28 protein-coding genes are annotated in these 25,032 nt (G+C 67.4%); 13 read left to right on the top strand and 15 right to left on the bottom strand.

The genetic code is table 11. The annotated features are described in order from the left end of the window. Positions 1–174: 174 nt before the first annotated feature. Complete coding sequence (locus LYSHEL_RS07830; protein WP_213437371.1) at positions 175–942, top strand: hypothetical protein; 768 nt, start codon at positions 175–177, stop codon at positions 940–942. 1 nt (position 943) lies between these two features. Here LYSHEL_RS07830 and LYSHEL_RS07825 read toward each other — a convergent pair whose 3' ends face one another. After that, positions 944–1,414, bottom strand: a complete 471-nt coding sequence (locus LYSHEL_RS07825; RefSeq protein WP_213437369.1) for a hypothetical protein — start codon at positions 1,412–1,414, stop codon at positions 944–946. An 11-nt stretch (positions 1,415–1,425) separates the two neighbouring features. Then, entirely contained in the window at positions 1,426–1,818 is a 393-nt protein-coding gene (locus LYSHEL_RS07820; protein WP_213437368.1) for a hypothetical protein, read from the bottom strand. A gap of 82 nt (positions 1,819–1,900) precedes the next feature. Between LYSHEL_RS07820 and LYSHEL_RS07815 the strand changes: the two genes are divergently transcribed. Genes LYSHEL_RS07815 through pdeM form a run of 4 tightly spaced genes read left to right on the top strand, consistent with a single transcriptional unit; the run spans position 1,901 to position 7,629 of the window. Next, positions 1,901–2,902 (top strand): ligase-associated DNA damage response exonuclease, encoded by a 1,002-nt coding sequence (locus tag LYSHEL_RS07815; RefSeq protein WP_213437366.1) that lies wholly within the window; start codon positions 1,901–1,903, stop codon positions 2,900–2,902. Next, positions 2,902–4,506: an ATP-dependent DNA ligase gene (locus LYSHEL_RS07810; RefSeq protein ID WP_213437364.1), complete on the top strand. Its 1,605-nt coding sequence runs from the start codon at positions 2,902–2,904 to the stop codon at positions 4,504–4,506. The genes LYSHEL_RS07815 and LYSHEL_RS07810 overlap by 1 nt, the downstream gene beginning before the upstream one ends. Positions 4,507–4,541: 35 nt before the next feature. Then, on the top strand, positions 4,542–6,998 hold the full coding sequence (locus tag LYSHEL_RS07805; RefSeq protein WP_213437362.1) for a ligase-associated DNA damage response DEXH box helicase: 2,457 nt from the start codon (positions 4,542–4,544) through the stop codon (positions 6,996–6,998). Further along, positions 6,991–7,629 (top strand): ligase-associated DNA damage response endonuclease PdeM, encoded by a 639-nt coding sequence (gene pdeM / locus LYSHEL_RS07800; protein ID WP_213437360.1) that lies wholly within the window; start codon positions 6,991–6,993, stop codon positions 7,627–7,629. Before LYSHEL_RS07805 ends, pdeM begins: the two co-directional genes overlap by 8 nt. 119 nt (positions 7,630–7,748) lie before the next feature. On the opposite strand, the gene LYSHEL_RS07795 is transcribed toward pdeM, so the two are convergent. The 4 genes from LYSHEL_RS07795 to LYSHEL_RS07780 form a co-directional block, all read right to left on the bottom strand. Continuing rightward, complete coding sequence (locus tag LYSHEL_RS07795; protein ID WP_213437358.1) at positions 7,749–8,486, bottom strand: DUF3800 domain-containing protein; 738 nt, start codon at positions 8,484–8,486, stop codon at positions 7,749–7,751. A 116-nt stretch (positions 8,487–8,602) separates the two neighbouring features. After that, the gene (locus LYSHEL_RS07790; RefSeq protein WP_213437356.1) at positions 8,603–8,938 is read right to left on the bottom strand and encodes a PilZ domain-containing protein; all 336 of its coding nucleotides are present in this window, start codon (positions 8,936–8,938) and stop codon (positions 8,603–8,605) included. Positions 8,939–8,983: 45 nt separating this feature from the next. Further along, positions 8,984–9,673 (bottom strand): PIN domain-containing protein, encoded by a 690-nt coding sequence (locus tag LYSHEL_RS07785; RefSeq protein ID WP_213437349.1) that lies wholly within the window; start codon positions 9,671–9,673, stop codon positions 8,984–8,986. 100 nt (positions 9,674–9,773) lie between these two features. Beyond that, positions 9,774–11,060, bottom strand: coding sequence for an aminopeptidase (locus LYSHEL_RS07780; RefSeq protein WP_213437347.1), 1,287 nt, complete (start codon positions 11,058–11,060; stop codon positions 9,774–9,776). Between the two features lie 133 nt (positions 11,061–11,193). Here LYSHEL_RS07780 and LYSHEL_RS07775 point away from each other — a divergent pair, with 133 nt between their 5' ends. Then, positions 11,194–11,793 (top strand): DNA-3-methyladenine glycosylase, encoded by a 600-nt coding sequence (locus tag LYSHEL_RS07775; protein ID WP_213437345.1) that lies wholly within the window; start codon positions 11,194–11,196, stop codon positions 11,791–11,793. 35 nt (positions 11,794–11,828) lie between these two features. Beyond that, the gene (locus LYSHEL_RS07770; protein ID WP_244858735.1) at positions 11,829–12,722 is read left to right on the top strand and encodes a DUF1570 domain-containing protein; all 894 of its coding nucleotides are present in this window, start codon (positions 11,829–11,831) and stop codon (positions 12,720–12,722) included. On the opposite strand, the gene ltaE is transcribed toward LYSHEL_RS07770, so the two are convergent. The 5 genes from ltaE to LYSHEL_RS07745 form a co-directional block, all read right to left on the bottom strand. After that, complete coding sequence (ltaE, locus tag LYSHEL_RS07765; protein ID WP_213437340.1) at positions 12,723–13,733, bottom strand: low-specificity L-threonine aldolase; 1,011 nt, start codon at positions 13,731–13,733, stop codon at positions 12,723–12,725. Continuing rightward, the gene (locus LYSHEL_RS07760) at positions 13,730–14,068 is read right to left on the bottom strand and encodes a helix-turn-helix domain-containing protein (protein WP_213437338.1); all 339 of its coding nucleotides are present in this window, start codon (positions 14,066–14,068) and stop codon (positions 13,730–13,732) included. The genes ltaE and LYSHEL_RS07760 overlap by 4 nt, the downstream gene beginning before the upstream one ends. Positions 14,069–14,109: 41 nt before the next feature. Beyond that, complete coding sequence (locus LYSHEL_RS07755; RefSeq protein WP_213437336.1) at positions 14,110–14,406, bottom strand: type II toxin-antitoxin system RelE/ParE family toxin; 297 nt, start codon at positions 14,404–14,406, stop codon at positions 14,110–14,112. Positions 14,407–14,611: 205 nt separating this feature from the next. Then, positions 14,612–15,202 carry a hypothetical protein gene (locus LYSHEL_RS07750; RefSeq protein WP_213437334.1) on the bottom strand — a complete coding sequence of 197 codons (591 nt, stop codon included), beginning with the start codon at positions 15,200–15,202 and terminating at the stop codon, positions 14,612–14,614. Positions 15,203–15,225: 23 nt separating this feature from the next. Then, positions 15,226–15,498, bottom strand: coding sequence for a DUF4242 domain-containing protein (locus LYSHEL_RS07745; protein WP_213437332.1), 273 nt, complete (start codon positions 15,496–15,498; stop codon positions 15,226–15,228). Positions 15,499–15,663: 165 nt separating this feature from the next. Between LYSHEL_RS07745 and LYSHEL_RS07740 the strand changes: the two genes are divergently transcribed. Together LYSHEL_RS07740 and LYSHEL_RS07735 are read left to right on the top strand one after the other, a co-directional pair. Then, positions 15,664–16,200, top strand: a complete 537-nt coding sequence (locus tag LYSHEL_RS07740) for a DUF6630 family protein (protein ID WP_213437330.1) — start codon at positions 15,664–15,666, stop codon at positions 16,198–16,200. Further along, positions 16,197–16,958, top strand: coding sequence for a hypothetical protein (locus LYSHEL_RS07735; RefSeq protein ID WP_213437328.1), 762 nt, complete (start codon positions 16,197–16,199; stop codon positions 16,956–16,958). The genes LYSHEL_RS07740 and LYSHEL_RS07735 overlap by 4 nt, the downstream gene beginning before the upstream one ends. Positions 16,959–16,968: 10 nt before the next feature. On the opposite strand, the gene LYSHEL_RS07730 is transcribed toward LYSHEL_RS07735, so the two are convergent. Continuing rightward, positions 16,969–18,498: a metallophosphoesterase gene (locus LYSHEL_RS07730; RefSeq protein ID WP_213437326.1), complete on the bottom strand. Its 1,530-nt coding sequence runs from the start codon at positions 18,496–18,498 to the stop codon at positions 16,969–16,971. 170 nt (positions 18,499–18,668) lie between these two features. Next, positions 18,669–19,190: a hemerythrin domain-containing protein gene (locus tag LYSHEL_RS07725; protein WP_213437324.1), complete on the bottom strand. Its 522-nt coding sequence runs from the start codon at positions 19,188–19,190 to the stop codon at positions 18,669–18,671. Between the two features lie 155 nt (positions 19,191–19,345). On the opposite strand from LYSHEL_RS07725, the gene LYSHEL_RS07720 reads away from it, so the two are divergent. From LYSHEL_RS07720 to LYSHEL_RS07710, 3 genes are read left to right on the top strand one after another with little or no spacing between them, the layout of a single operon-like run. Next, a complete protein-coding gene (locus tag LYSHEL_RS07720; protein WP_213437322.1) occupies positions 19,346–20,848 on the top strand; it encodes a glycosyltransferase family 39 protein in 1,503 nt (500 codons plus the stop codon). Next, on the top strand, positions 20,845–21,582 hold the full coding sequence (locus LYSHEL_RS07715; RefSeq protein ID WP_213437320.1) for a phosphatase PAP2 family protein: 738 nt from the start codon (positions 20,845–20,847) through the stop codon (positions 21,580–21,582). The genes LYSHEL_RS07720 and LYSHEL_RS07715 overlap by 4 nt, the downstream gene beginning before the upstream one ends. Positions 21,583–21,614: 32 nt before the next feature. Next, entirely contained in the window at positions 21,615–22,013 is a 399-nt protein-coding gene (locus tag LYSHEL_RS07710; protein WP_213437318.1) for a hypothetical protein, read from the top strand. Here LYSHEL_RS07710 and LYSHEL_RS07705 read toward each other — a convergent pair whose 3' ends face one another. Together LYSHEL_RS07705 and LYSHEL_RS07700 are read right to left on the bottom strand one after the other, a co-directional pair. After that, a complete protein-coding gene (locus LYSHEL_RS07705; RefSeq protein WP_213437316.1) occupies positions 22,014–22,571 on the bottom strand; it encodes a YaeQ family protein in 558 nt (185 codons plus the stop codon). Positions 22,572–23,113: 542 nt separating this feature from the next. Beyond that, on the bottom strand, positions 23,114–23,356 hold the full coding sequence (locus LYSHEL_RS07700) for an XAC0095 family protein (protein WP_213437314.1): 243 nt from the start codon (positions 23,354–23,356) through the stop codon (positions 23,114–23,116). Between the two features lie 724 nt (positions 23,357–24,080). On the opposite strand from LYSHEL_RS07700, the gene LYSHEL_RS07695 reads away from it, so the two are divergent. Then, the gene (locus LYSHEL_RS07695) at positions 24,081–24,974 is read left to right on the top strand and encodes a nuclease-related domain-containing protein (protein ID WP_213437312.1); all 894 of its coding nucleotides are present in this window, start codon (positions 24,081–24,083) and stop codon (positions 24,972–24,974) included. Positions 24,975–25,032 lie beyond the last annotated feature (58 nt).

The raw sequence follows: 25,032 nt of genomic DNA, 5'->3' as shown, positions 1-25,032 counted from the left end.
TCCAGCCTTGAAAGAGCGGCGAGGGTGCGCCGCATTCGGTAAGGGGGGCGTCAATTCCGGGGGCCAAGCTCTGCAGCCGTGGTCGGGACATTCACGTTCACCGGTTTGAATGCGCAAACGCCACGATCACGGCTGCTTGGTACGTTCAGGGATCTTCCAACGCGGAGCCCCGCCATGCGCCTGCTGGTCCTGCTGCTGTCGCTCGCGATGCCGATCGTCGCGTTCTTCTCGCAACGCGGGGCGTTCGGGCCCGACAACGGGGCGATCTCGGGGCAATACCCCACGCTGGTCGTCGCCGCAGGTTTCGCCTTCGCGATCTGGGGCGTGATCTTCCTCCTCGATGTGCTCTACGGGATCTGGCAGGCCACCGGCGAACGCCGCGGCGATGCCACGCTCGATCGCATCGCACCGTTGACCGCGGCGGGCTTCGCGTTGACCGCGGTCTGGATGCCGCTGTTCTCGATGGGCCACTTCGGCGTGTGCCTGGTCGTGATCATCGCGGCGCTCGTCTGCCTGCTGCGCGCGGCGATCGTGCTGACCGACGACGCCACCCGCCTGCCGCGCCAGTGGTTGTGGGCGTGGACGCCGGTGTCGTTGCACGCGGGCTGGCTGTCGGTCGCGGCGTTCCTGGATCTCGCGCAGACCATCGTCGCGTACGGCTGGCTGCCGACGACGCACATGCTGCCGTGGAGCATCGCGCTCTTCGTCGGCCTGGCTGCGTTGCTGTTGTGGGCGAATGCGCGCATGCGCGGCAACGTGGACTACGCGGGCGCCGCGGCGTGGGGCCTGGTGGCCGTGTACGTGAAGCAATCGGGCTGGGACCTGCCGGGCGCGAGCACGGCGGCATGGATCGCGTTGCTGCTCGCGATCGTGCTGATCGCGCAGACGATCTGGTTGCGGATGAAGTGGCGCGGCGGCGTGGTGGCCGACGCCGCCACGTGACTCAGTGCGGCTCGCCGTAGTCCGCCAATGGCGGCGCGGCGGGCAGCGCCTTGTCGTCGACGCGGTGCGCGTCGACGTTGCGCGCGAGCGCCCCGCCCGGATCGTCCTTCAGCGTGCCGGTGAGCGTGGTGTCCGCCGTCATCGTGTACGCCCAGGTGCCGGTGCCGCGTCCCCACGTGAAATGCGCGCCCGCACTGCGATCGTCCGCACCGAGCTGCATGCGCAGCGCGCCCATCGGTTCGCGCTTGCCCGCGAGGATCTTGTCGGCGTAGAGGATCGCGACGTGCGGCGCGCTGCGCACGAAGCGATACACGATCGTTTCATCCTTGCACGCGGGATGGCGCACCTTGTCCACGCAGGTCGAATGCCCGGTCCAGGGACCGGACAGCAACGTGGCCTTCGCGCTGGATTGCGGCGGTGCGGCCGCAGCGGCGGTTGCGACGAACCACAACACAACGAGTGCGATGCGCATCGAAGCCCTCCTCAGGCGACGTTGTCGTCCACCCCGTACCGCAGCCAGCGTTCGGCGACGCCGGTGTCGGCGAATGCGCGCGCATCGATGCCCGCTTCGCGCGCGAAGATTTCGCAATACTCCAGGTGATCCATGCCGCTCGGCTTGACGTGCGCGATGCGGATGCCTTCCAGGCCCTGGCCCGTCATGCGTTCGACGAGGCTGCGCCACTCGTCGATCGCCAGTTCGTGGCCCTGCAGCCGGTCGCACACGAACAGCCACTTGGGTCTGTGCTTCGCGACTTCCGCCACGATGCTGGTCCAGTAGGCGATCGTGTTGGCCAGCGTGCGCTTGCCGGCGACCGTCGCCCGGAGGCCGTCGCCCTGGCGCCGCAGGTCCAATGCGTAGTCATCGTCCTTGTGCATGCCGCCGAGCATAGGCAGGCGCGGGCCTCGCGTCGAGCGCGTACTGACGCCCGGCACACCGCCCGCCCCGGACACTGCGGCGATGCCCCACCCCACCCGCGACCTCGTCGTCATGCGCCCGGAAGGCCTGTACTGCCCGGCCGGCCGCTTCCACATCGACCCTTGGCGGCCGGTGCCGCGCGCCGTCATCACGCACGGCCACGGCGACCACGCGCGCGGCGGCATGGGCGAGTACCACGCCACCGCCGCCGGCCTGCCGATCCTGCGCTGGCGCCTGGGCGACGAGCGCATCGATGCGCACGAATACGGCGAAACGTTCGTGCTCGACGATGCGCGCGTGTCCTTCCATTCGGCGGGCCACGTGCTCGGGTCGGCGCAGGTGCGCATCGAGGTCGACGGCGAAACCTGGGTGGCGTCGGGCGACTACAAGCGCCAGCCGGATCCGACGTGCGCGCCGTTCGAAGTGGTGCCGTGCGACACGTTCATCACCGAAGCGACGTTCGGGTTGCCGGTGTATCGCTGGCCGCACACGCCGGACGTCGCGCGCGAGATCGTCGAATGGCGCGAGGAATGCGCAGAACGCGGCGAGGCGGCGGTGTTGTTCTGCTACGCGCTGGGCAAGGCGCAGCGCGTGCTCGCGGAACTGATGGCGTTCACCGATCGGCCGGCGTGGCTGCATGGTGCGATCGCGGCGGGCGTGCAGGTGTATCGCGAATGCGGGATCCCGTTGCTCGAGACGCGGCTGGTGTCGGACGAACAACGAGGTGCGGACTTCGCAGGCGAACTGGTGCTCGCACCGCCGTCCGCCGCGGGCAGTGCATGGATGCGACGCTTCAAGCACGCACAGACCGGGTTCGCGTCGGGCTGGATGCGGTTGCGCGGCAACCGGCGGCGACGCAACCACGATCGCGGCTTCGTCGTCTCCGACCACGCCGACTGGCCCGACTTGCTGCGCACGATCCGGGATACCGGCGCCAGCCGCGTGATCGCCACGCATGGCAACACCGATGCGATCGTGCGCGCGCTGAACGAAGCCGGCATCGCCACCGGTGTGTTCGATACGCAGTTCGGTGGCGAAGACTGATGCGCCGCTTCGCGGCCCTGTACCGGCGCCTGGATCGCAGCACCGCGACCGGCGACAAGCGCGCGGCGCTGGTGGATTACTTCCGCGATGCGCCGCCGCAGGACGCCGCGTGGGCCTTGTGGTTGCTGGCCGGCGGCAAGATCGGCGGGGCGCGCGCGAAGATCGCGGGCACGAACGAACTGCGCGACTGGGTCGCCAGTGCGAGCGGCAATCCGGCGTGGCTGGTGGAAAAAAGTTACCACCATGTGGGCGATCTCGCCGAAACGCTGACGTTGTTGCTGGACGATCCCCCGCCGTCGTTGCAGGACGACACGCCGCTGCACGTGTGGATCGAACAACGCTTGCTCGGCGTCGCGGGCCAGGACGAAGCGACCCGGCGCGCACTGGTGACATCGGCGTGGTCGACGCTCGCGTTCGACGAACGGCTCGCCTTCAACAAGCTGCTGACGGGGGCGTTGCGCGTCGGTGTCTCGCAGCGCCTCGTGCAACAGGCGCTGGCCGAATTGAGCGGCGTGGATATCGCGCGCATCGCACAGCGCATGCTGGGTACCTGGGCGCCCTCGCCTGCCTTCCTGCGCGACCTGCTTACGCCCGGCGAACTGCCCGGCGATCGCGCGCAACCGTATCCGTTCTTCCTCGCCTCGCCGCTGGAGGCCGAGCCCGACACGCTCGGGCCGATCGAGGATTGGTTGCTCGAATGGAAGTGGGACGGCATCCGCGTGCAGCTGATCCGCCGCGGCAGCGACATCGCGTTGTGGTCGCGCGGCGAGGAGCGCCTGGATGGGCGTTTCCCGGAGATCGAACACGCGCTCGCCTCGCTCCCCGGCGATGCGGTCCTCGATGGCGAGCTGCTCGGCTGGCGCGAAGGCGATGCGCCGCTGCCGTTCACCGCGCTGCAGACACGCATCCAGCGGCGCAAGCCGGGGCCGAAGATCCTCGCCGATACGCCGGCGCGGGTGCTGGTGTACGACTTGCTCGAACGCGATGGCGAAGACCTGCGCGAACGGCCGCTCGCGGAGCGACGCGCGATGCTGGAAGCCTTGCTCGCCTCCCACGCCGATCCGCGCATGGTGTTGTCGCCGCGCGTCGCGACGCCGGACTGGGCCGAGGCCGCGCGCCTGCGCGACGACGCGCGCGAGCGCGGCGTTGAAGGCCTGATGCTGAAGCGCCTCGCTTCGCCCTACCAGGTGGGCCGCAAGCGCGGCGACTGGTGGAAGTGGAAGATCGCGCCGCTCACGATCGACGCCGTGCTGCTGTATGCGCAGTCGGGACATGGCCGGCGCAGCGCGCTCTACACCGATTACACGTTCGGGCTGTGGGACGGCGATGCGCTGGTGCCCGTCGCCAAGGCGTACTCGGGGCTCGACGACAAGGAAATCCTGCAACTGGATCGCTGGATCCGCGCGAACACGCTCGAGCGCTTCGGGCCCGTGCGGTCGGTGACGCCGCTGCACGTGTTCGAGCTGGGCTTCGAAGCGGTGAATCGTTCGACGCGCCACAAGTCCGGCATAGCGGTGCGTTTCCCGCGCATCCTGCGGTGGCGGCACGACAAGCCTGCAGCGGAAGCGGATCGCCTCGACACGTTGCGGACGCTCGCCCGGTGACGGCCGCGCGGCGACCGGACGTCACGCCGCGCCGCATGGCGCCGTTGAAGGCGTGGTTCGATGCGCAGGGATGGCGTGCGCTGCCGTTCCAGCGCGAGGTGTGGGCGCGGTGGCTCGCCGGGGAATCGGGGTTGCTGCACACGCCGACAGGGAGCGGGAAGACGCTTGCGGCCTTCGGCGGTCCGTTGCTGGATGTACTGGAGACCGCGCGCGCCGACGGACCGGTGAAGCGCAAGAAGAACGCGCCGCGTACGTTGCGCCTGCTGTGGATCACGCCGCTGCGCGCGCTGGCGACCGACACGGTGCGCGCGTTGCGCGAGCCGGTCGATGCGCTGGGCCTGGATTGGCGCATCGGCCTGCGCACCGGCGATGCGAGCGCGCGCGACAAGCGCCTGGCGCGCGCGGGGCAACTGGATGCCCTGGTGACGACACCGGAATCGTTGGCGTTGCTGCTGTCGTATCCGGAGACCGCGGCGCAGTTCGCCGGCCTGCGCACCGTGGTCGTCGACGAGTGGCACGAGTTGCTCGGCAACAAGCGGGGCGTGTTGTTGCAGCTGGCCTTGGCGCGCCTGCGTGCGCTTGCGCCGTCGCTGCGCACGTGGGGCTTGTCGGCGACGCTGGGCAACCTCGGGGAAGCGCGCGATGTGTTGCTGCCGCACGCGCCGGATGCCGCGCTGGTCTCCGGATTGCCGCCGCGCGCGTTGACGCTCGAAACCTTGCTGCCGGACGCGGGCGAACGCTTCCCGTGGGCCGGTCACCTGGGCCTCGTGCAACTCTCGCGCGTCATCGACCGCCTGCTGTCGCAACGCACGAGCCTGCTGTTCACCAACACGCGTTCGCAAGCCGAGCTGTGGCATCGCGCATTGTCCGCGGTGTGGCCCGAGGACCAGGGCACGCTGGCGCTGCATCACGGCTCGCTGGACCCGAAGTTGCGCAGCGCCGCCGAACAGGGGTTGCGCGAAGGCACGGTGCGTTGCGTGGTCGCGACGTCGAGCCTCGATCTCGGCGTGGATTTCCCGGCCGTCGACCAGGTGCTGCAACTCGGCAGCCCGAAAGGCATGGCGCGCCTGCTGCAACGCGCGGGGCGCGCGCGCCATCGCCCGGGCGAACCGGCGCACGTCGTGTGCGTGCCGACGCATGCGCTGGAACTGATGGAGTACGCCGCGGCGCGCGATGCGCTCGCCCACGGCCGCATCGAGCCGCGCACGCCGCCGCGCCTGTCGCTCGACGTCCTCGCGCAGCATTGCGTGACGCTGGCGTTGGGGGGCGGCTTCCATGCCGACGCGCTGTACGACGAAGTCCGCGGCACGCATGCGTTCGCCGAACTCGATCCGCGCACGTGGTCAGCCGTCATCGAGTTCATTGTGCAGGGCGGCAGCGCGCTCGCGCACTACCCCGACTATCGGCGCGTGGTGCGCGGCGACGACGGGCGTTACATCGTCGAGGACCGCAAGGTCGCGTTCCGCCATCGTTTGTCCATCGGCACGATCACCAGCGATGGGAGCGTGGCGGTGAAGTTCCTGCGCGGCGGCGCCCTGGGCTCGGTGGAGGAAAACTTCATCGGCAGGCTGCGGCCGGGCGATCGCTTCCAGTTCGCGGGGCGCACGCTCGAACTCGTGCGCCTGCACGAAATGACCGCGCAGGTGCGCATGGCGAAGCGTGCCGACGGCATGGTGCCGAAGTGGCAGGGCGGCCGCATGCCGTTGTCGGGGGAATTGGGGCGCGAGGTGGAGCGCGTGTTCGCGCGCGTGGCGGCCGGTGAAAGCGACGCCCCCGAAGTGCGCGCCCTCGCGCCGCTGCTGCGCCTGCAACACGCGTTGTCCGCCCTGCCCGGCCCGGATCACCTGCTGGCGGAATGGGTGCGGGCGCGCGACGGCAAGCACCTGTTCCTGTATCCGTTCGCGGGGCGCGCCGTGCATGAAGGCCTCGCCGCGCTGCTCGCATTGCGCTGGGGCCGGCGCGCGCCGAACTCGTTTTCGTTCACGGCCAACGACTACGGCCTGGTGTTGTCCGTGCAGGCCGACGCGGACGTCGACGCCGCGCTGATCCATGCATTGCTGCAACCCGACGCGCTCGTGGAAGACCTCACCGACAGCTTCAACCTCACGGAGCTCGCGCGCCGCCAGTTTCGCGAGATCGCGCGCGTGTCCGGCTTGCTGCCGCCATCGCTGCCGGGGCGTGCGCCGCGCTCGCTGCGGCAGTTGCAGGCATCGAGTGGCTTGCTCTACGACGTGCTCGCGCGGCACGACCCCGATCACCTGCTGCTTGCGCAGGCGCAACGCGAAGTGTTCGCGCAGCAACTGGACGTCGTGCACCTGGCACACGTGCTCGCCGATTGCGCGCGGCGGCCGGTGGCGCTGCATCGCCCGAAGTCGCTGACGCCGCTATCGTTCCCGCTGTGGGCCGAAAGCCAGCGCGCACACCTGAGCACGGAGGACTGGCGCGCCCGCGTCGCCCGCGTGGCGGAGCAACTGGAAAAACGCCATGGCTGAGTCGATGGCCCTCGATGTCGCAGGCGAAACCCTCCTGCTGCTCGCCGACCGCGCGGTGTATCGCCCCGCGCGCGAACGCCTCTATCTCGCCGACCTGCACCTGGGCAAGGCCGACATCTTCCGCCAGGCCGGCATCGCGATGCCAAGTGGCGGCACGCAGCACGACCTAGGACGCATCGCGGCGCTCGTCGACGCCACGCAGGCGCGCAGCGTGTGGGTGCTGGGCGACTTCCTCCATGGCGCGATCGATTCGCCGCAATGGCGCCGCGGGTGGGAGGCGTTCCGCGATGCCTGGCCCGCGCTGGAATTCGGCGTGCTTGCCGGCAACCACGACCGCGCGTTGGCGCGCGCGGGCCTCGATTTGCAATTGCTGGGCGACGCGGTCGAAGACGGCGCCTTGTCGTTGCGGCACGCACCAGATCCGCATGCGCCCGGGCACGTGCTGTGCGGGCATTTGCATCCGACATTGAAAGTGGAAGGCTTGCCGGGGCGATGGCCTGCGTTCTGGTTGCAGGCGCGGACGTTGGTGCTGCCCGCGTTCTCGGCATTCACGGGTGGGCGCACGCCGAGGGTTGCGACAGGGGAGTCGCTGGTGGCGTGCATCCACGACTCGTTGCTGCGGGTGACATGATTCGATCTGCGCGACAATTCGCTCTTGATCCTGTGGGCCGATCGCGCTAATTTCCGCGCCGGACTGGGGATTCTCGGTCGGCAACTGGCCCTGGCGCGCGCGTCGGGGCCTTTTGTTATCTACGGAAACACCTTCAAGCCCCAGCCCTTCGATTCACCGCGCCGATTGCGGTGGAATTTGCCTGCCAACGCGTCGAATGCGCGATTGGCTTGCGTGGGCCGCAAGGTACGCATTCCGACAGGCCTTGCCACCAGGTCGGCCATCTGCAGGCCAGTGGCGTTGGCTTGCTTCCCGGCGAAAACGAGCCTGAGCGGGAGGTGTGCTCCATTGAAGTTGCTCCCGGCGCAAATGCGATCGAACTCCGCTTGCAGTTCGGCGTCTTCCCGCTTGCCACGTCGTTCGACGACGACGTGTGTCACCGCCGACTGTCCTCGCGCCGCGAGATATCCATGCACGCGCTCCAGGCCAAAAGCCAATGCGACGTGATAAGGGTTGCGTGGAGCGGCATACCGTCGTTTGAGGCGCTGTTTGTCGATGACCGAACAGACGAGCCCGAATTCCGCATCTCGCATGATGCCGGTAAGTTCTTCCAGGAACGCTGCCTTCGCGTCGGCCCTTTTGAGCGCCTTGAAGTGGCCCAGGTCCCTGCGGATGTCGCGCTCGTGCAGGACTACCTGGTCATGGCCGAAATAGCGCAACTTGAAGCGCTGGATGGCCGGAACCACACGCTCCACGTACTGGGTCTTCTGGAAGATGCAGAACGACAGGACGAAGACCGGATATTGCGGATTAACGCGCTCCAGTCCGTGGTCACCGCTTTCGTCGGCAAAGACGATGTAGTCGGAGAATGGGGGCACGCGCAAGCCAAGCGGCGGACGGGCGTGCAGTCTGCTCGTCGACGCGTCGTATATGCCTTGACTTCGACCTCAAGCAGACGATTCCTGCAAAACTCGCGAAATGCAATGTGCCGGCGCTACTGCCTCGGCCCCAACGACGCAAACAGCTCGCGGATGTGCGCTTCCTGCGAGGCGTCGAATTCCACGCCCATGTCGTCCAGGCCCACGCGCGTGACGTGGCCGCGCAAGGTGATCGATTCGTGCTGGTCGCCGTTCTCGAAGTACAAGCGCAGCGCGGCGCCGTTCACCGGTGCCCAGTGCTGCGGCAGCGACACGCGCGCGCCGCCCAGCGAGAGGTCCAGCACCTGCGCGTCGTGGCGGTGGCCGTTGGGCCGCACCATTATCGCCCGCACCACTTGCTGGCGCGGGAACTGGCGGCGTTCTTCGTGTTCGTGCTCGTGGTCGTCGGCCATGGGGCGCACCCTAGCGCCGCGGGCGTGAAAACCGCCTTTGCGGGCTCAGGCGGCGGGCAACGCGTAGGTGACCTTGGTGCCGGCGATGGCGATGGCGCCGTGTGCCTGCAGCGCGGCGAGGATGCCGTCGAGTTCGTCCTCGGCGAACGGCGGCGCGAAACTCTTCAGCGTCGAACGCAGCGACTTCAACGTGGCCGGGCGCGCGGTCTTCATGCCGGCGAGGCGTTCGAGCACCTTCGCCAGGCGCGGATGCGGGGCAGCCTTCGCGACTTTCGTGGTTTTCTTCGTTGCCTTGGCGGGCTTCGCGGGTTTGGCGGTCTTCGTGGCGGCGACGACCGGCGCAGCGTCCGCCTTCGCACTCGGCAGCTTCGGCACGTTCGCGCCGGGGATCGTTGCGACGCGCTTGCATGCGATGCCGAGTTTCGCCGTGTGCTTCACCAGCGGGTCGAAGCCCGTGTCGCGCGACACGATGGTGAACGTGGCGCCCGGATGTTCCGCCGACAACCGTCCGATGTAGAACGCGATGTGGAAGTCGAGCGCGTCCTTCCCGCTGCCGGTGATCTGGATGTATTCGGCGTGCGTGCCGAACGGTTGCAGTGCTTGCGCGAGCCCGAGGTCGACGCGCGTCTGGTGCTGGCCCGCGAATACCTTGATGTACGCATCGCCGGCTTTCAGCGCGCCGAGGCTCGCGGGCTGCACGTTTTCGAAGTCGACGAGGATGTAGTGGCGGGGCATGGCGTAGCTCCGGTAGCGGCCGGCGGAGTTTACGCGCGTGATGCGTACCCTCTCCCCAACCCCTCTCCCGGAGGGAGAGGGGCTTTGAAACGTGAAGCGATCAAAGCTTCAACGTGCCGCCTTCGATCACCGGCTTCCCATCCAGCGTCACCGTCGCGCCCATCAGCGACACCGTCTGCCCGTACGGCACGCTGTTCGTGCCGCCGGCCCAGGTGTTGCCGCCCGTGCCGACGGTGATCGTGCCCGCAGGCACCCAGTTGCCGACCGTCGCGTTGGCCGGCAGCTTCACGTTGGGATTGATGCCGAAGTCGACGTATGCGAAATCATCCTTGCGCGGATCGCTGACCGCGTCGTATTCGGCTTTCAGGTCGGCGAAGCCCGGGCCGCTGCCCGACATCGACACCATCTTGCCGTCCTTGAATTCCATCGTCAGGCCGTCGACGGCCTTGCCGCGATAGAACGACTTCGGATTGACGAGCTTGCCGTTCGCCGTGCCGGCCACCGGCGTGGTGTAGACCTCGCCCGCGGGCAGGTACACCGCGTTCGCGGCGCCGCCGGCCTTCATGTCTTCGGCGGAAATCACGCCATCGCTCACGCCCACCGGGCGGCCCTTCACCTTGACGGTGAGGTCGGTGCCATTGGGATGCGTGATGTGGATTTCGTCACCCGCGGCGAGCATCGCCTTGACGTCGCTGCCGCGCTTCACCAGGTCGGTGTAATCCAGGTTCACGCCGCTCCAGAACATCTTCGACAGCTCGTCTTCGCTCATGCCGTAGCGTTCGGCGCGCCACGGCGTGGGATACAGGTTGTTGCCGATCTCGACGGTACGCACGTTGTTCTTGAGGAACGCCATGCTCACCGGTTCGTCGGCCTTGCCGCGCGCGGCCATGCGCTTGGGATCGGCGCCTTCGAACAAGGCTTCCTGCGCCTGGTTGCCGATCGAGATGACGACGTTGACGATGCCCGCGAGCTTCATGCCCAGCGCGTCGGTCTGCGAATCGTATTTTTCGGGGATGTCGAAGAACATGCGCTTGGCGAGGCGATCGCTGCTGTAGCTGATCATCGGCGACGCGCCGAGCTTGCGCGCGGCCACCGCGATGTCTTCGAGCAGTTCGGCATCGCTCGAACGCCCGGTGACCATCACGATGTCGCCTTCCTTCACGCCGGCGTTGGCGACCACGCGGTCGGCGAGCTGGTCGAAGTCGGTGGGGGCGGGCTTGGTGGCCGCGGTATCGGTGCCGGCGGCCGGCGCGGTCGTGGCCGGGGCGGTGGTCGCGGTGCTGGTGCCGGCGGGGGCGGCGGGTGCGCTGGTCGAGGGCTGGTTGCAGCCACCCAGGAACGTACAAGTCGCGGCCGCCAGCGCGGCCACAAGGAACGGACGAGTCATGGCGTGATCCTCAGGGCCCGGGGGCGGGCCAATGGAGCAACGGGTCGCCCTGCCATCGGCGGTCACCGCCGGTCGGCGCGGTCGCGCGCGCCGACGGCCGGTCGCTCACCGGACGCGCCCTACACTGCCCGGCATGCCCCGTCGCAAACGATTGCCCCGCGCTTTCTATCGCCGCGACACCCTCCTGGTCGCGCGCGACCTGCTCAACAAAGTGCTCGCGATGCCTGACGGGCGCGCGGGCCGCATCGTGGAAGTGGAGGCGTATTGCGCGGGCCTGGATCCCGCCGCGCACACGTATCGCGGCAAGACTGCGCGCAACGCGACGATGTTCGGCGAGCCCGGGCACCTGTATGTCTACTTCACCTACGGCATGCATTGGTGCGCGAATGCGGTGGCGTGGGACAAGACGCCGGGTGCGGGGATCCTGATCCGTGCGCTCGAACCGATCGATGGCTTGCCGGAGATGTTCGCCGCGCGCGGTGGCGTGTCGGAACGCTTGCTCTGCAGCGGACCGGCGCGACTGACGCAGGCGCTCGGCATCACCGGTGCGCTCGATGGCGCCGACCTGGTGAAAGGCGACGGCCCGCGCATCCTCGACGACGGCACGCCGCCGCCGTTGCATCCGGTGGCGACGCCGCGGATCGGCATTCGCGTCGGGCTCGAACATCTGTGGCGCTTCTACGTGCCGAACAATCCGCACGTCTCGCCCGCGCGGGTCCGCCACGTGCAGTAGGCTGTGCGCATGCTCCGCGGAGATCGCACGTGCGCATGAAGCCGCCCTGGTTGTTGCTGATCGCGATGGTCGCGCTGGTGGCGGCGGTGCACGGGTGGATGCTGGATCGGCCGGGGAAGGCGGCCGTGCCGGTGGTGCAGAAGCACGCGCCGCGCGACGGGCAAGTCATCGAGACGACGCATTACCTGGTGCGTTCGAACGCAACGATGGAACAGACGCGCGCGACCGGGGAAGCCGTCGAGAAACTGCACGCCGCCTACCTCGCGCAATTCGCGCACCTGCCGCACACCACGCCACCGGCGAAACTGCAGCTGGTGCTGTACGGCACGCGCAGCGAGTTCAAGGCATGGAACAGCGCGATCCCGTGGGCGGAAGCGCGTTACGTGCCGCCCGAATGTCGCGCGTATGTCGCCGACGGTGCCAACCCGTATCACTGGATGCTGCACGAAGCCGCGCACCAGCTGGCGCAGGAAGTCATGCATTTCCAGCGCGCGAAGTGGATCGATGAAGGGCTGGCCGGTTATTTCGGTGCGAGCCGGATCGATGCGACGGGCTTGCATCCGGGCGATGCGGATCGCAACGCGTATCCGATCTGGTGGCTGCCGCAGCTGCGCTTCAGCGGCAACCTGGCGTCGGACGTGCAGACGGGGCGCGTCATCCCGTTGAAGGCGTTGATCGATGGCAGTGGGCCGCCGATCGCATCGTACGTCAACCTGTATTACGTCGAGTGGTGGAGCCTGGTGCACTTCCTGCTGCACCACGACGGCGGGAAGTACGCGCCGGGATTCGAGCGCTTGTTGCAGCACGGTGCGAGCGTCGCGGATTTCGAGCGCGAGATCGGGCCGCTGTGGGCGGTGCAGGTGGAGTGGTATGCCTACCTGCTGGCGCAGCAGGAAGCGCTGCGCACTCCGGCGCTCGTCGCGCGCTGATCAGCCGGCGAAGGCGCGGAACGCTTCCAGCGTCCGCGCGATCGCTGCATCGTCGATGTCCAGGTGCGTGACCATGCGGATGCGCGGCGTGTAGCCGATCGACATGCGGATGCCGGCGGTGTCCATGTGCTTGCGGAACGCGTCGAGGCGTTCGTTCGGGATGTCGATGAACACCATGTTGGTGTGCTGCGCGGCCACCGCGATGCCGAGGGCGCGCAGGCCGTCGGCCAGTTGCGCCGCGCGGCGGTGATCATCGGCGAGGCGTTCGACGTGGTGGTCGAGCGCATGCAGGCACGCCGCGGCGAGGATGCCCGCCTGGCGCATGCCGCCGCCGGCGACCTTGCGCCAGCGCTTCGCGCTTTCGATCAGCGCGTGCGAGCCGAGCAGCACGGAACCGACCGGTGCGCCGAGGCCCTTCGACAGACACACCGACACGCTGTCGAAATCGCGTGCGAGCTCACGCGGCGCCACGCCATCCGCGACGGCGGCGTTGTACAGGCGCGCGCCATCGAGGTGGAACGCGAGCCCGCGCCGGTCGCACAGCGCGCGCGCATCGCGCAGGTAGGCGTGCGGCATCGGGCGGCCGTGCCAGGTGTTTTCGAGGCACAGCAGCTTGGTGCGTGCGAAGTGCGGATCGACCGGCTTGATGGCGGCCTCGACGGCTTCGAGCGACATGCGCCCGTCCTCGCCCTGCGGCAATGGCTGCGGCTGGATCGAGCCGAACACCGCCGCACCGCCGCCTTCGTAGCGATACGTGTGCGCGTCCATGCCGACGATGTATTCGTCGCCGCGCTGGCAATGCGCGAGCAGCGCCAGCAGGTTGGCCTGCGTGCCGCTGGGCGCGAACAGGCCCGCGTCGAAGCCGAGGTCGGTCGCCATGCGCTGCTGCAATGCGTTGACCGTCGGGTCTTCGCCATAGACGTCGTCGCCGACTTCCGCGCGGAGCATCGCCTCGCGCATGGCGGGCGTGGGGCGTGTGACGGTGTCGGAGCGGAGGTCGATGGGGTTCATGCTTTGCGTCGCTGGATGCGGGTGGCGGCGTGGCGCGTGCGCTTGGCGGCGGCGCGGCGCGAGGGGGCGCGAGGGACCGGGGCTTCCAACGTCGCGACGTCGAAGTCATATCCCAGCGCGTGAATGATGCGAACCACGTTCTCGAGCGAGACGGTTGGAAAGTCGCGCATCGTCTTCTCGATGCGCTTGAGGGTCATTGGCCTGTCGCGCACACCTTCGTGTTCCTTGCGCGAGCGTTGGACGTCGTCTACGGCGTGGGCAAAAAACGCGTCGTCGCGTGGCGCTTCTTCGAGGCACGCGAACAGGTAGCAGAGCCGATCGAGTTCGGTCTTCATGTCCTCTGTCGCGCTCCAGAGCCTGAACCCTTGCGGCAATGTCATGACCTCAACTCCCTGGCGGCGCGACGTGCCGCTTCGATGTCCCGCTGCTGTGTCTGCTTGTTACCGCCACGCAGAACGTAGAAGCGCGCTTGGGTGACGCGCGCGTAGTAAACCCGGTATCCCGGCCCGATGTCGATCTTGAGCTCGACGATACCGCCGTCAAGGACGCGATGCGCGCCAGGGTTGCCAAACGCAAGCCGTCCCAGACGCGTCCGGATCTGGTTCCGCACACGCTGGCTCGGCAACGCGCCGCGCCATGCCCGGAATTCCTCGGATTCGACGACCTCGATCATTCTCCAAAGGTCGCCAACCCCTGACAAGCACGACATCAGGGTTTGCCGCACGCTTGCGTCGGCGTTGACCGATCTTCGGGACGCGTCCCATTCGGTTCGCCGACGCGTTCCCCGGATCGCGCCGTTGCACTGCGCTGCTACCTACGCGCGCGCCTTCCTGTCCGCAGCCAAGACTGTTCCAAGGGCCCACGAACCGCACCGAGCCTCAAGCGCTCGCCATCTCCTGCTGGATCCCCATCAACCGCTTGTGCACCGGCTTCCCGTGGTCGGTGACCAGCAGCACGCCGCAGAACCGCAAGTCTTCCGCCAGCGCCGCGAGGTGCTGGTCCACGTCGCCCAGGAGCGCGGCGATCTCCTCTTCCTCCGCGTTCCGATGCTGCGTCGCCAATTGCGCCTGCAGGTTGGTGCGGAAATCCACGAACGCACTGAGCCGCCGCACGTCGTCGAAGAACTGGCTGAAGATCACGCGCTGGTCCACGTTGCGGCACAGCGCGGTGAAGTGGCCCTGGCTCGCGTACCACACGGCGGTTTCAAGATCCGCATGCAAGAGCCGCGGGCAGCGCGTGCCATGCAACAGGTGCAGCACGCGCTTGGCTTCCGCAACGTTCTTCACCACGCTTCCCAGGATGCTGTCGGTGGCGCGTTCGTATTCGGCCTGCTGCAGGGCTTCGCGCTCGCTCGCGTCTTCGGTGCGGCGGCGGCGCTCGACGACGAGCGCGAGCCAGATGCCGATGAACACCGCAACGACGCCCGAGAGCGTCTGGACGATGAACGACCAGGCCATCTCGTTGAACATCGCGGATCCTTTGGCTTGCGCGCCTACTCGGCCGTCGTGGGGTCGATCACGCGTCCGATCTGCGTGACCTTGTTGACCGGGAACCCGGTGAGGCGGCCGTGTTCGCGCACCATCTCTTCGTCGGGCGCCACGTACACGCAATAGAGGTTGTTGCCGGTGATGTAGCTCTCGACCCACTGGATGTCGGGGCCGAGCTGGCGCAGCACGCCGACGGAACGCCGGGCCATGCTCTGCATTTCGGACTCCGTCAGCTTGCCGACGCCGGGGACTTCGCGCTCGATGAGGAACTTGGGCATTACGGGGGGACCTGTTGTTGCGCAGCCCGCCCGGGGGACGGCGGCCTGTCTTCCTTTTCGTACGCGATGCGAACGGGACGCAGGCCACGGGGGCTCGGGGACCGTTCACGGCCGGTCCCCCGCCCGGGGGATGGGCCGACTTCAAGCGGCGTAAGCTTTCGCCCCATGACGCCCCACGACTTCGACCCCGACGACAACTTCGACCAGGCCTTCCACGCCTCGGCCGACCTCGACGACGACGCCGCGCTGGAAACCGTCGCGTGGCAACTGCTGCTGCTGATCAATCCCGGCGACGACGACGCGGCGCTGCAGCAGTTCGCGCCCGTGCAGGAGGCGATGGCCGAAGGCGGCGACCCCGTCGAAGCGATCCGCGATGCGATCGACTGGAAGGCGGGCTTCTTCCTCGGCGAGGAAGATAGCGAAGGCCTCGTGCAGGTGCTCGACGAACTGGCCGCGCGCTTCGGGTTGCAGATTGAATGGGGCGTGGAAGATCCGACGGATGCGGAGTTCCTTACCGACACGGATACCTCCGCCCTCCTGCAGACCGCGTTCGACCGCCTGCGCGAACACCACTACACGCTGTGGACCTACGAGACCGGCAGTGAACACATCGCCGGCTGGATCTCCCTGCAGCGCGACGAAGAAGTGCTGCCGACGATCGCGGGTGCGCTGGGATTCCACGTGCGCGCGGGCTTCGCGTGACACGCGGCGCGGCGTGGCATGCACTGCTGGCGGTGATGGCGTGCGCACTCGCGTTCGCCGTTCCGCGCCAGGCGCATGCGCAGGCCGGACCGCCGATGATCACCAACGACCCGGGCACGCCGGGCGACGCCAAGTGGGAGATCAACCTCGCGGCCACCGGCGGCCATGCAGGCGCCGGATGGGAAGTCACCGCGCCGAACCTCGACATCAACCGCGGCGTCGGCGAACACGTCCAGCTCTCCGTGCAGGGCGGATGGGCGCACGCCCGCGACGATGACGGCGCGTGGCGTTCGGGCTGGAGCGACCTGGAATTCGGCCTGCGCTGGCGCTTCCTGGACGATGAGAAAGCGGGCATTGCGATGGCCGTGCAGCCGGTGTGGAGCAAGGGCTGGTCGGCGTCCGCGCGACGGCGCGGCCTGGCATCGGAACACCCGGACTTCTTCCTGCCCGTGCAGGCGTCGCACGATTTCGGCGACTTCGCCGCGGGCGTGGAGATCGGCAGGCACTTCGTGTCCGTGGATCCGGATGCGTGGCAGGGCGGCGCGTACCTCGCGCATGCGTGCTGGTCGCGCGCGTCGTGCATCGCCGAGGTCAACCTCTCGCAGACCGATGGCGAACGCGTCGTGCCGACGATCAATGTCGGCACGCGCGCACCCCTCGGCGACACGTGCAACCTGCTCGCCTCGCTGGGCAGCGAACTGCGCGGCGAGAACCGCCAGAAGGTGATCTTCTACCTCGGCGTGCAGTTCGTGCCCTGAGCGGGCGCGATTACTTCACCGTCAGCGTGAAGCTCGTCTTGCGCACGCGTTCGTCCGGCGTGCCGGCGGCGTTGGTGCCCGTGATCGCGATCGGATAGGTGCCCTTCTCCGCGCTGTTCGACACCTTCAGCGTGACGCGGCCGGTGGCGCTGCCATCGCCCGGCGGCGTGACGTTGTAGGGCGACCAGGTCGCGGTGACGCCGCTGGGCAGCGTGCCGTTCGCCAGCTTCACCAATTCGTTGAACGCGCCGTAGCTGGCCACGGTGATCACCTTCGCGCCGCTGCTGCCGCGCGTGACCGAAATCGTGGGCGAAGCCGTCAGGATGTAATCGCCGACGAGCCCGTCTTCCGCGCGGTGGCACTGCCCGTTGAAGCTGTCGGTCCAGGTCTTGCCCGCGATCGGCACGAAGGCCCCGTCGTAACCGACGCCCGTGAGGTCGACGCGCAGGATGCCGAACGTGCTGCCCTGCCCCGTGACATACAGCGGATGCGTGCCGACCACGGTGTACTTGTCGCCGCCGCCGGTGCCGGTGATGACTTCGCGCACGCCGTCGTCCTGCGCCACCTGCTCGCCATCCATCTTCTGGAAGCGCTGGTAGTCGTGGTCGTGGCCCGTCAGCAGCAAGTCCACCTTCGCGGCATACAGGCGATCCATGATCGGCTTGATGTTCGGGAACGTGGTGTAGCGCCCGCTGCTGATGAAGGGGTAATGCATGTACGCGGCGGTGCACGGCTTGGTGTTCGCGCGCAGGTCGGCGTCGAGCCATGCCAGTTGCGTCGCCGACACCGCACCGCCCGACTTGCTGTTGAGCGCGATGAAGTGCCATTCGCCCACATCGAAACTGTAGTAGCCCTTCGTGCGCTCGCCGGCCGGGCCGTCGTTCTGGCCGACGCCGTTGAAGTAATCGAAATAGCCCGCGGCGTTCGTCGTCAGGTATTCGTGGTTGCCCGCCACGGGCGCGGTGATGTCCTTGAAGCGGCCCCAGTTGGGGTCGTAGCGCGACATGAACTCGGCCAGCGTGCCGTTGGTGTACGCGTTGTCGCCGAGCGCCAGCACCATCGTGGGATCGGCGGCGATCACCAGGTCGGACGTCTTCCTGCAATCCAGCGGCGTGCTGTCGCACAGGTCGCCGGCGGCGGCGATGCGCGCGTGCGTGTCGGCCAATGCGTCCAGGCCCGCCTGGTAATCGGACAACGCGAATGCGCTGTCGGCGTCGTTGAAGGCCTTCTCGATGGTGATGCAGTCGCCGCGCAGCGCGCGGGTGTGGAAGACGCGGCCGTTCCAGCGCGTGCCGAAGAGCTTGAGTTCATCGCCGTCTGAGCTGGTGAGCACGAGCTTGTCGGTGCCGTGCAGGTCGATCGACGCGAAGCCGAGGCGGATCCACTCGGCATCCGGATGGCAGACCTGGGTGGGCGTCTCGTCGTCCAGCTGCACGACGACCGTGTCGTCTTCCGGGTATTGCGGCGTTCGCAGCTGCGCGTTCGATGGAAGCGCCGTCAGTGCGGCGCACAGCAAAAATATCGTGCCAATGGCCTTCATCGTTCCCTGTTCCTGCACCTGTGCAGAAATGGAAACGGCCGCGTTGTTACGCGACCGGACAGGGAAAATGTGTGGCCTGCATCCTTCGCGCGGGCTTCATTGCGCTGAATGCAGTAAAGCCGGTGTCGCGGCGCATCGGCCTCCGGCCGACGCGCCGCACCGGCACACCCTTACTGGATGAGCGACTTCACCGCACCCTTCAACCCGGCCTTCGCCTGCTCGGCAAAGACGAGGTTGGCGGCGGCGTCGGAGGCCTTCCAGGTCTCGTAGTCTTCGTCCATCTGCGCAAGCTCGTCCGCGCTGAACAGCTCGCGGACCATCTTGAACATGGTCTTCTCTTCTTCCTTGGCGTGGTGGTCGATGAACTCGCCGAACACCTTGACGCGCCCCGCGAACTCCGGCGTTTCCACGTCGGCCGCGTGCACTTCCGGGATCACGCTGTGCTCCACCGCGTGGTGCTCGGCGATGGCCTCGGCCAGCGTCTGCAGGCCGTCGCGGTCGCAGCGTTCCTTGAATGCGGGATAGAACACCTGCTCTTCCCACTTGGCGTGCGGCAACAGGTTCTGCTCGATCGTCTCCAGCAGGTCGGCGCGGCCCTTCTTGGCGCGGTCGGTCGTCTCTTTCATCTGGTCGAACAGCGAACGCAGCGTTGCGTGCTCTTCCTTGAGGGTCTTGAGGATGTCGCGTGCCATGGGGTCGTGCTCCGCTGTTCTGGGTGGGGTGGACGCAGGATGCCGGTGTGCCGGTGACAGCCGCGTGCCGGATCGCTTAACAGGCGCCTCAGGCTGGCCTGAGGTTCGCTTACAGCGGCCGCAGTCACGCTGGGCGCGCCCGCGTGGAGCCCGCGATGACAACGGTTCGCATGCAACGGACGCTCGTCGTGCTCGTCGTGCTGACGCTCGCGTTCGCGTTCCTCGGCAGCCGCGGGTTGTGGGATCCGGACGAAGGTCGCTACACCAACGTGGCGGCCAACATGCTGTCGAGCGGCGACTGGCTGGTGCCGCATCGCACGCACGACGTGGGGCACTGGACGAAGCCGCCGCTGACGTACTGGGCCGTCGCCGCGAGCCTGGCGGTGTTCGGCATGAACACGTGGGCGGCGCGCATCCCCGTGGCGCTCGCGTACCTGTTGAGCACGTGGTGCGTGTGGCGGATCGCGTTGCGCCTGGTGCCCGAGCGCGCGCGCTTCGCCGCGATCGCGTACGCGACGATGTTGGCGCCGGCCATCGCCTCGCAACTGGTGACTACAGACTTCCTGCTCGCCGCGTGGGAGACGCTCGCGATGTGGGCCTACGTCGAGTTGCGATGGGGCAGCGGGCGGTTGGGATGGGACGCCTTGCTATGGACCGCGTTCGCGCTCGCGTTCCTCACGAAGGGGCCGCCGGGGTTGTTGCCGTTGCTCGCGATCGTGTTCGTCGAGTTCGCGGTGACGCCGCGGCGGCGCGTGTTCCATCCGCTCGGCTTGTTCGTGTTCGCGGCGCTGGCGTTGTGGTGGTTCGTGGTGGTGGTGACGCGCAATCCGGCGTTGCTGCACTACTTCCTGGGGATGGAAGTGGTGGATCGGTTCGCGACCGACGAGTTCCGGCGCAACGGGCAGTGGTACGGGTGGCTCGCGGTGTACGGGCCGACGCTGGTGCTGGGGGCGTTGCCGTGGACGGTGTTGTGGTTCGGGTGGTTGCGTGGATTGCCGGCGCACGTGCGGAAGTGGCGCAAGCCCGAAGGGCGCGCGAATGATCCGGTCGATCTGTTGCTCGCGGCGTGGACGTTCCTGCCGTTGCTCGTGTTCTGCATCGCGCGGTCGCGCTTGCCGTTGTATGTGTTGCCGTTGTTCGCGCCGGTGGCGTTGGCGGTCGCGGTGCGCAGCGCGGAGATCGGCGGGCCGATGCCGTGGCGCCGCCTGGTCGCGTGGGTGCCGCTGCTGATCGGTCTGCGTCTCGTCAGCGCGACGATCGATTCGCCGCAGGATGCCCGCGCGTGGGCCGACGCGATCCGCGCACGGGTGCCGGGCGCGATCGACCAGGTGGTGTTCGTCGACGACCGCATGCGCTACGGGCTGCGGCTGCACCTGAACGCGGATGTCGAAGACGTCACGCTGGCCCGCGTGCCGAAGGCCGACGGCACATCGATCAACCCGCACTACGACGAAGACGCGGCAACGGAACTGGTCGAGGACCACGACGACGGCGCCAGCGTCTGGATCTGCAAGGCCGAGGCCTGGCACGACGTGCAGCGTTACATGGCGGCGCGGCAGCACCGGGCGCAGGCGTTGGGTGCGCCGTACCGGGGTAGCATCGTGTTCCGCGTCGCGCCCGACGGCGCCGAGGCGGCGCACGCCGGCACGAGTCCTTGAAGCCCAGCCCGCGATTCCCCGCGCGCTTCTACGCCTTGCAGACCGCGTGTCTCGCGGTGGCCGCGATCGCCTTATTGTGGATCTTCCACGCCACGCGCCTCGACCTGGCCCTCGCCGCGCCGTACTACGACGCGCAGACGCGCGTGTTCCCCTGGCGCCACGACTGGGTGATGACGGACTTCCTGCATCGCTACATGAAGTACGTGCTGATCGGCGCGGGGCTTGCGACGTGGGCGGTCGCGTTGGCGACGTTGCGGGCGCGCGACGGGTTCTTCGCGACGCATCGACGTCGGTGGTGGTGCGTGGCCCTGGCGTTCGTCGTCGTGCCGACGTGCATCTGGGTGCTGCAACGCTTCTACGGGCCGATGCATTGCCCGTGGGATGTCGACGCGTTCGGTGGCCATGCGCCGTACCAGGACTTGTGGACGACGATCACCTCGCCGCGCGCGGACGTGGCCTTGGGGCGCTGCATCCCCGCGGCCTTCGTGACGTCGGGCTCGTGGGCGATGGCGTTCGCGTTGTTGTGGTGGCCCGAGCGCAAGCGCGCGAGCGTGGCGTGGTGGCTGGGGTTGTTCGCCGCGAGCCTGGCGTGGGGCTGGATCCAGCAATTCCGCGGCGCGCACTTCCTCTCGCAGACCTTGTGGTCGTTGTGGATCACGTGGGCGATCGTGCTGGTGCTGCACGCGGCGACGGGGGCGTGGCGCGAAGGCGCAGGGCGCAGCGATCCGCGATAGAGTCGCGCCTCATCCGCTTTGGGGGAAGCGCTTTGGATTCGGTCGCGTTGCGGTTCTGGTGTTTCGTGCTGGTGTCGCTGGTCGTGTTCGTCGCGATCCTGCGCTTCGTGACGCGCCATCGTGCGCACCCGCTGCACCTCAAGCCGGTGGTCGGCGTGGCGGCGATCGTCGTGGTCGGCGGGATGATGTTCGCGAAGTTCGGCAACAATTCCGGCTTGCCGTGGTGGATCTACTACACGGTGCCGGCGCTGGCGACGTTGTTGCTGCCGCCTTTCGCGTTCAAGTTCTCGCGGCGCGAACTGGCGTGGTACCTGGTGCTGGCGTTTTTGTCGTCGCCCGCGATCCACGCCGTATTTTCGTTCGTGCTGGGGTGGCATGAGTACATGCCGTTCCTGCCGGTGCCGTATTGGCGCGACGTGCTGGCGGGTTGATCAGGCCGCGGTCGACGCCGAGGCCATGCGCACCACGGGGCGCAGCGCGACGTTCGCATCGGCGGACATCAACTGCACTTCGCCGTCCTGGATCATCGCGGTGAGGCGCATGCCGCGGCCGAACAGGCGCGCCATCGCATCGACGGCGTTCGCGTCGATGTCGAGCACGGTGAGGTTGCGCAGGCGGGCCAGGCCCACCGCATTCTTCGTCCACCACAGTTCGCTGGCGCGGCCGCCGTACGTGAGCACGACGACTTCCTCGGACTTCGCGCTCGCCTTGCGCAGGCGGGATTCGTCGGGCTGGCCGAGTTCGATCCAGAGTTCGATTTCGCCGGAATAGTTGCGGCGCCACAGGGTGGGTTCGTCTTCGTCGCTGAGGCCGCGGCCGAACTCGAGGCGATCGTCCGCGTACAGGGCGAAGCCCAGCAGGCGGACCATCAGGCGCTCGACGGTTTCGGACGGGTGCTGCGCCAACGTGAGGTTGTGCGCGGCGTAATAGTGGCGGTCCATGTCGGTGACCTGGAGCTCGGCCTTGATGATGGTGGCCTTGGTGGCCATGGCGTTTCTCGGGAGCGGGCCGCCGGAGGGGCGGCGGCGGAGTATGGGGCTTCGGGGTGCGACGGGGGAGCGAGGGTCGTTCAGATTGGTGGCTTGCGGCTTGTCATCCCCGCGAAGGCGGGATCCAGAAGCGAGGTTGTTGAACCTCCTCCGGCACGGCGCTCCGCCGCGATGAGGGCCAAGGGTCCTTGCCCGGCGCGTTCCGCTGTCCAGCTCCAAGCACCGGCCGTGCGCCATCCATGGCGCACTTCAAGGACCCTTGGCCCTCATCACGTCGGCGCGCTTCGCGATCGGATCGTTGCGACGCTGCGTAGGGGTAGCGCCTTGCACCGGATCGTTGGGTCGCTGGCGAACAGCTGCACTCGGACCGACGGCGCACTGCACGCCCAGCCAATCCCGCTCCGCTGCCTCGCCATCCCTGGCTGCGAGCATCGGCGCCGTCCATCCATGGACGGCTGCGCGGGATTGGCTCGGCGTGCGGTGCGCCTCACCGGAGCGTTGGGTAATGTCGTTCCTTCGGTTGAAAGCGAAAGCAGAAGCCATCAACCGTTCGCGACGTCCGCCGACCAATAGGTCGCTTCGACGATGCCGTCGATGTCGCGCGCCAGGCGCGTGAACCACCAGGCGAGTGCGTGCGGGCGGAGTTCCGCATCGTGGCGGCTGGCGTTGGAACCGGTATCCGCGAGGAAGGCCAGCAGGCGCAGGTGATCGCGAATCTGGATCAGTTCGACGTGGGCGGTTTCGGGGAGCGCGTAGACGGTGGGCGCTCGGGCGGAAGGTTGCATGTGTGACCTCCGACGATTTGGGGAAGAGCTTTGCGCCGCGGTGCGCGGCGCAAAGGTGTCGGGAGGCCAAACCGCTCTAGGGCGGTGAACGTATTCCCCCTCGCGAGGTGTTGTATTAGGTCCCCTCCCGACGCAGGGGCCATGCGGTACCGCGTGATGTTGACGCGCCTAGAGGAGTGTTGGACTCCGTCGAGAAGACTGCGCCCGATATTGGTGTCCGCCAATTGGACGGAAACGCGACAACGCACAGACGCGTCTGACGCGTGGACTCAACTTGTCCACGAGACACGCGTCTTCATGACGAAAGACGACAAGCACAGAGTCGGAGACGTTGTGATTGGCCTCCGTAGCTTTGCGATCAGGGCACGACCGGTTGAGATCAGATCGCGACTGCTTGAGACCAACTGGCACTTGCTTGAGATCAGCTCGCGCTAGCTTGAGATCATCTCGCGATTGCGTGGGATCAGCTTCCGATGACTTGAGATCAGCGCAAAACTGCTTGCGCTCGGCTTCCATTTGGCTGAATCCAGGTTTCGATAGCTTGAGATAAGCGCCCCGATCGCTGCGATCAGCTTCCCCCGCTTTGCGATAAGCGCCCCGCTTTGCGCGCCCAAGGCCATCGGCGCTGGCACCCCGCGCCACCACCGCCTCTCCGCACCACGTCCATGTCTGGACGAGTCGTTGTGGTTCAATCTACTTAACACGCAGCCCGACCAGACAAGCCATGCCCCTATACGTCGTCATCGTTTGCGCATCTGTACTCCTGCCTACATTCCTAGCGGTCGCCTTCATCTTTTTGCATCGAAAATGGCAGGATCGCGATGGGCGCAGGTCACCTATCGAAGGCAAGGCGATTTACGGGGCTGGTGAGCAGCTGAGAAAGCGAATCGAGGATCACACCGATAGCGCGCAAGCTGCTCTGCTAATGCTGTTTTGGCTTGGTCCTTACTTTCTCGCTGTATGGGCCCTTTCAAAGGTCGAGTGGGGCCACGTCCGCTGGGGGGTTGGCGAATGGATCTTCCTGATCGCGTTCATAGCGCTCGTTGCTTGGTCAATCCGCCACATCGTTCACCATGGCAGACTTCGCCGGCGCGCGAACGAAGGGCTGAAGGCCGAACTATTCACAGCACAGCAACTAAACCGTTTGATCGCTTCAGGCTGCACGGTCATCCACGACGTCCCGGGCGACAAGTTCAACCTCGACCACGTTGTGATTGGCCCGCGCGCCGTTTACATGGTTGAAACCAAGTCGGTCCGCAAGCCTGCGAAGACACATCCCGACGCCCACAAAGTCAGCTTTGATGGTGAGGTTCTCCGATTCCCCCATTTCGCGAGCAGGGGGCCTATCGAACAGGCTCGGCGCCAGGCGGAATGGCTTCGAACCTATCTGCGGGACACGTTAAAGGCTTCCATCAACGTGGTTCCGGTTGTTGCGCTTCCTGGATGGTGGATCGATTCCACAGGCCGTAACCCCGACCTGGTCCGCGTGTTCAATCCCGCTGGACGGGGCGCATCCTTCATGGCTGACGGTGCCGCCAGAAGCATTCCGCACGAGATGGCCGGCCTCATTGCGCAGGCACTCGTCATCCGGTACCCGACCGACGACACCAAGAAATAATCTGGCTTCTCCGCGCAGGAGACCATGCCGTCATTGGCGTAAGATTTCTCCAGACAGG

It is taken from the genome of Lysobacter helvus, assembly GCF_018406645.1.
GTDB classification, from domain to species: Bacteria; Pseudomonadota; Gammaproteobacteria; order Xanthomonadales; family Xanthomonadaceae; genus Noviluteimonas; species Noviluteimonas caseinilytica.
Note: the sequence above shows the minus strand (reverse complement) of the source record. Positions and strands in the feature narration are given on the sequence as shown.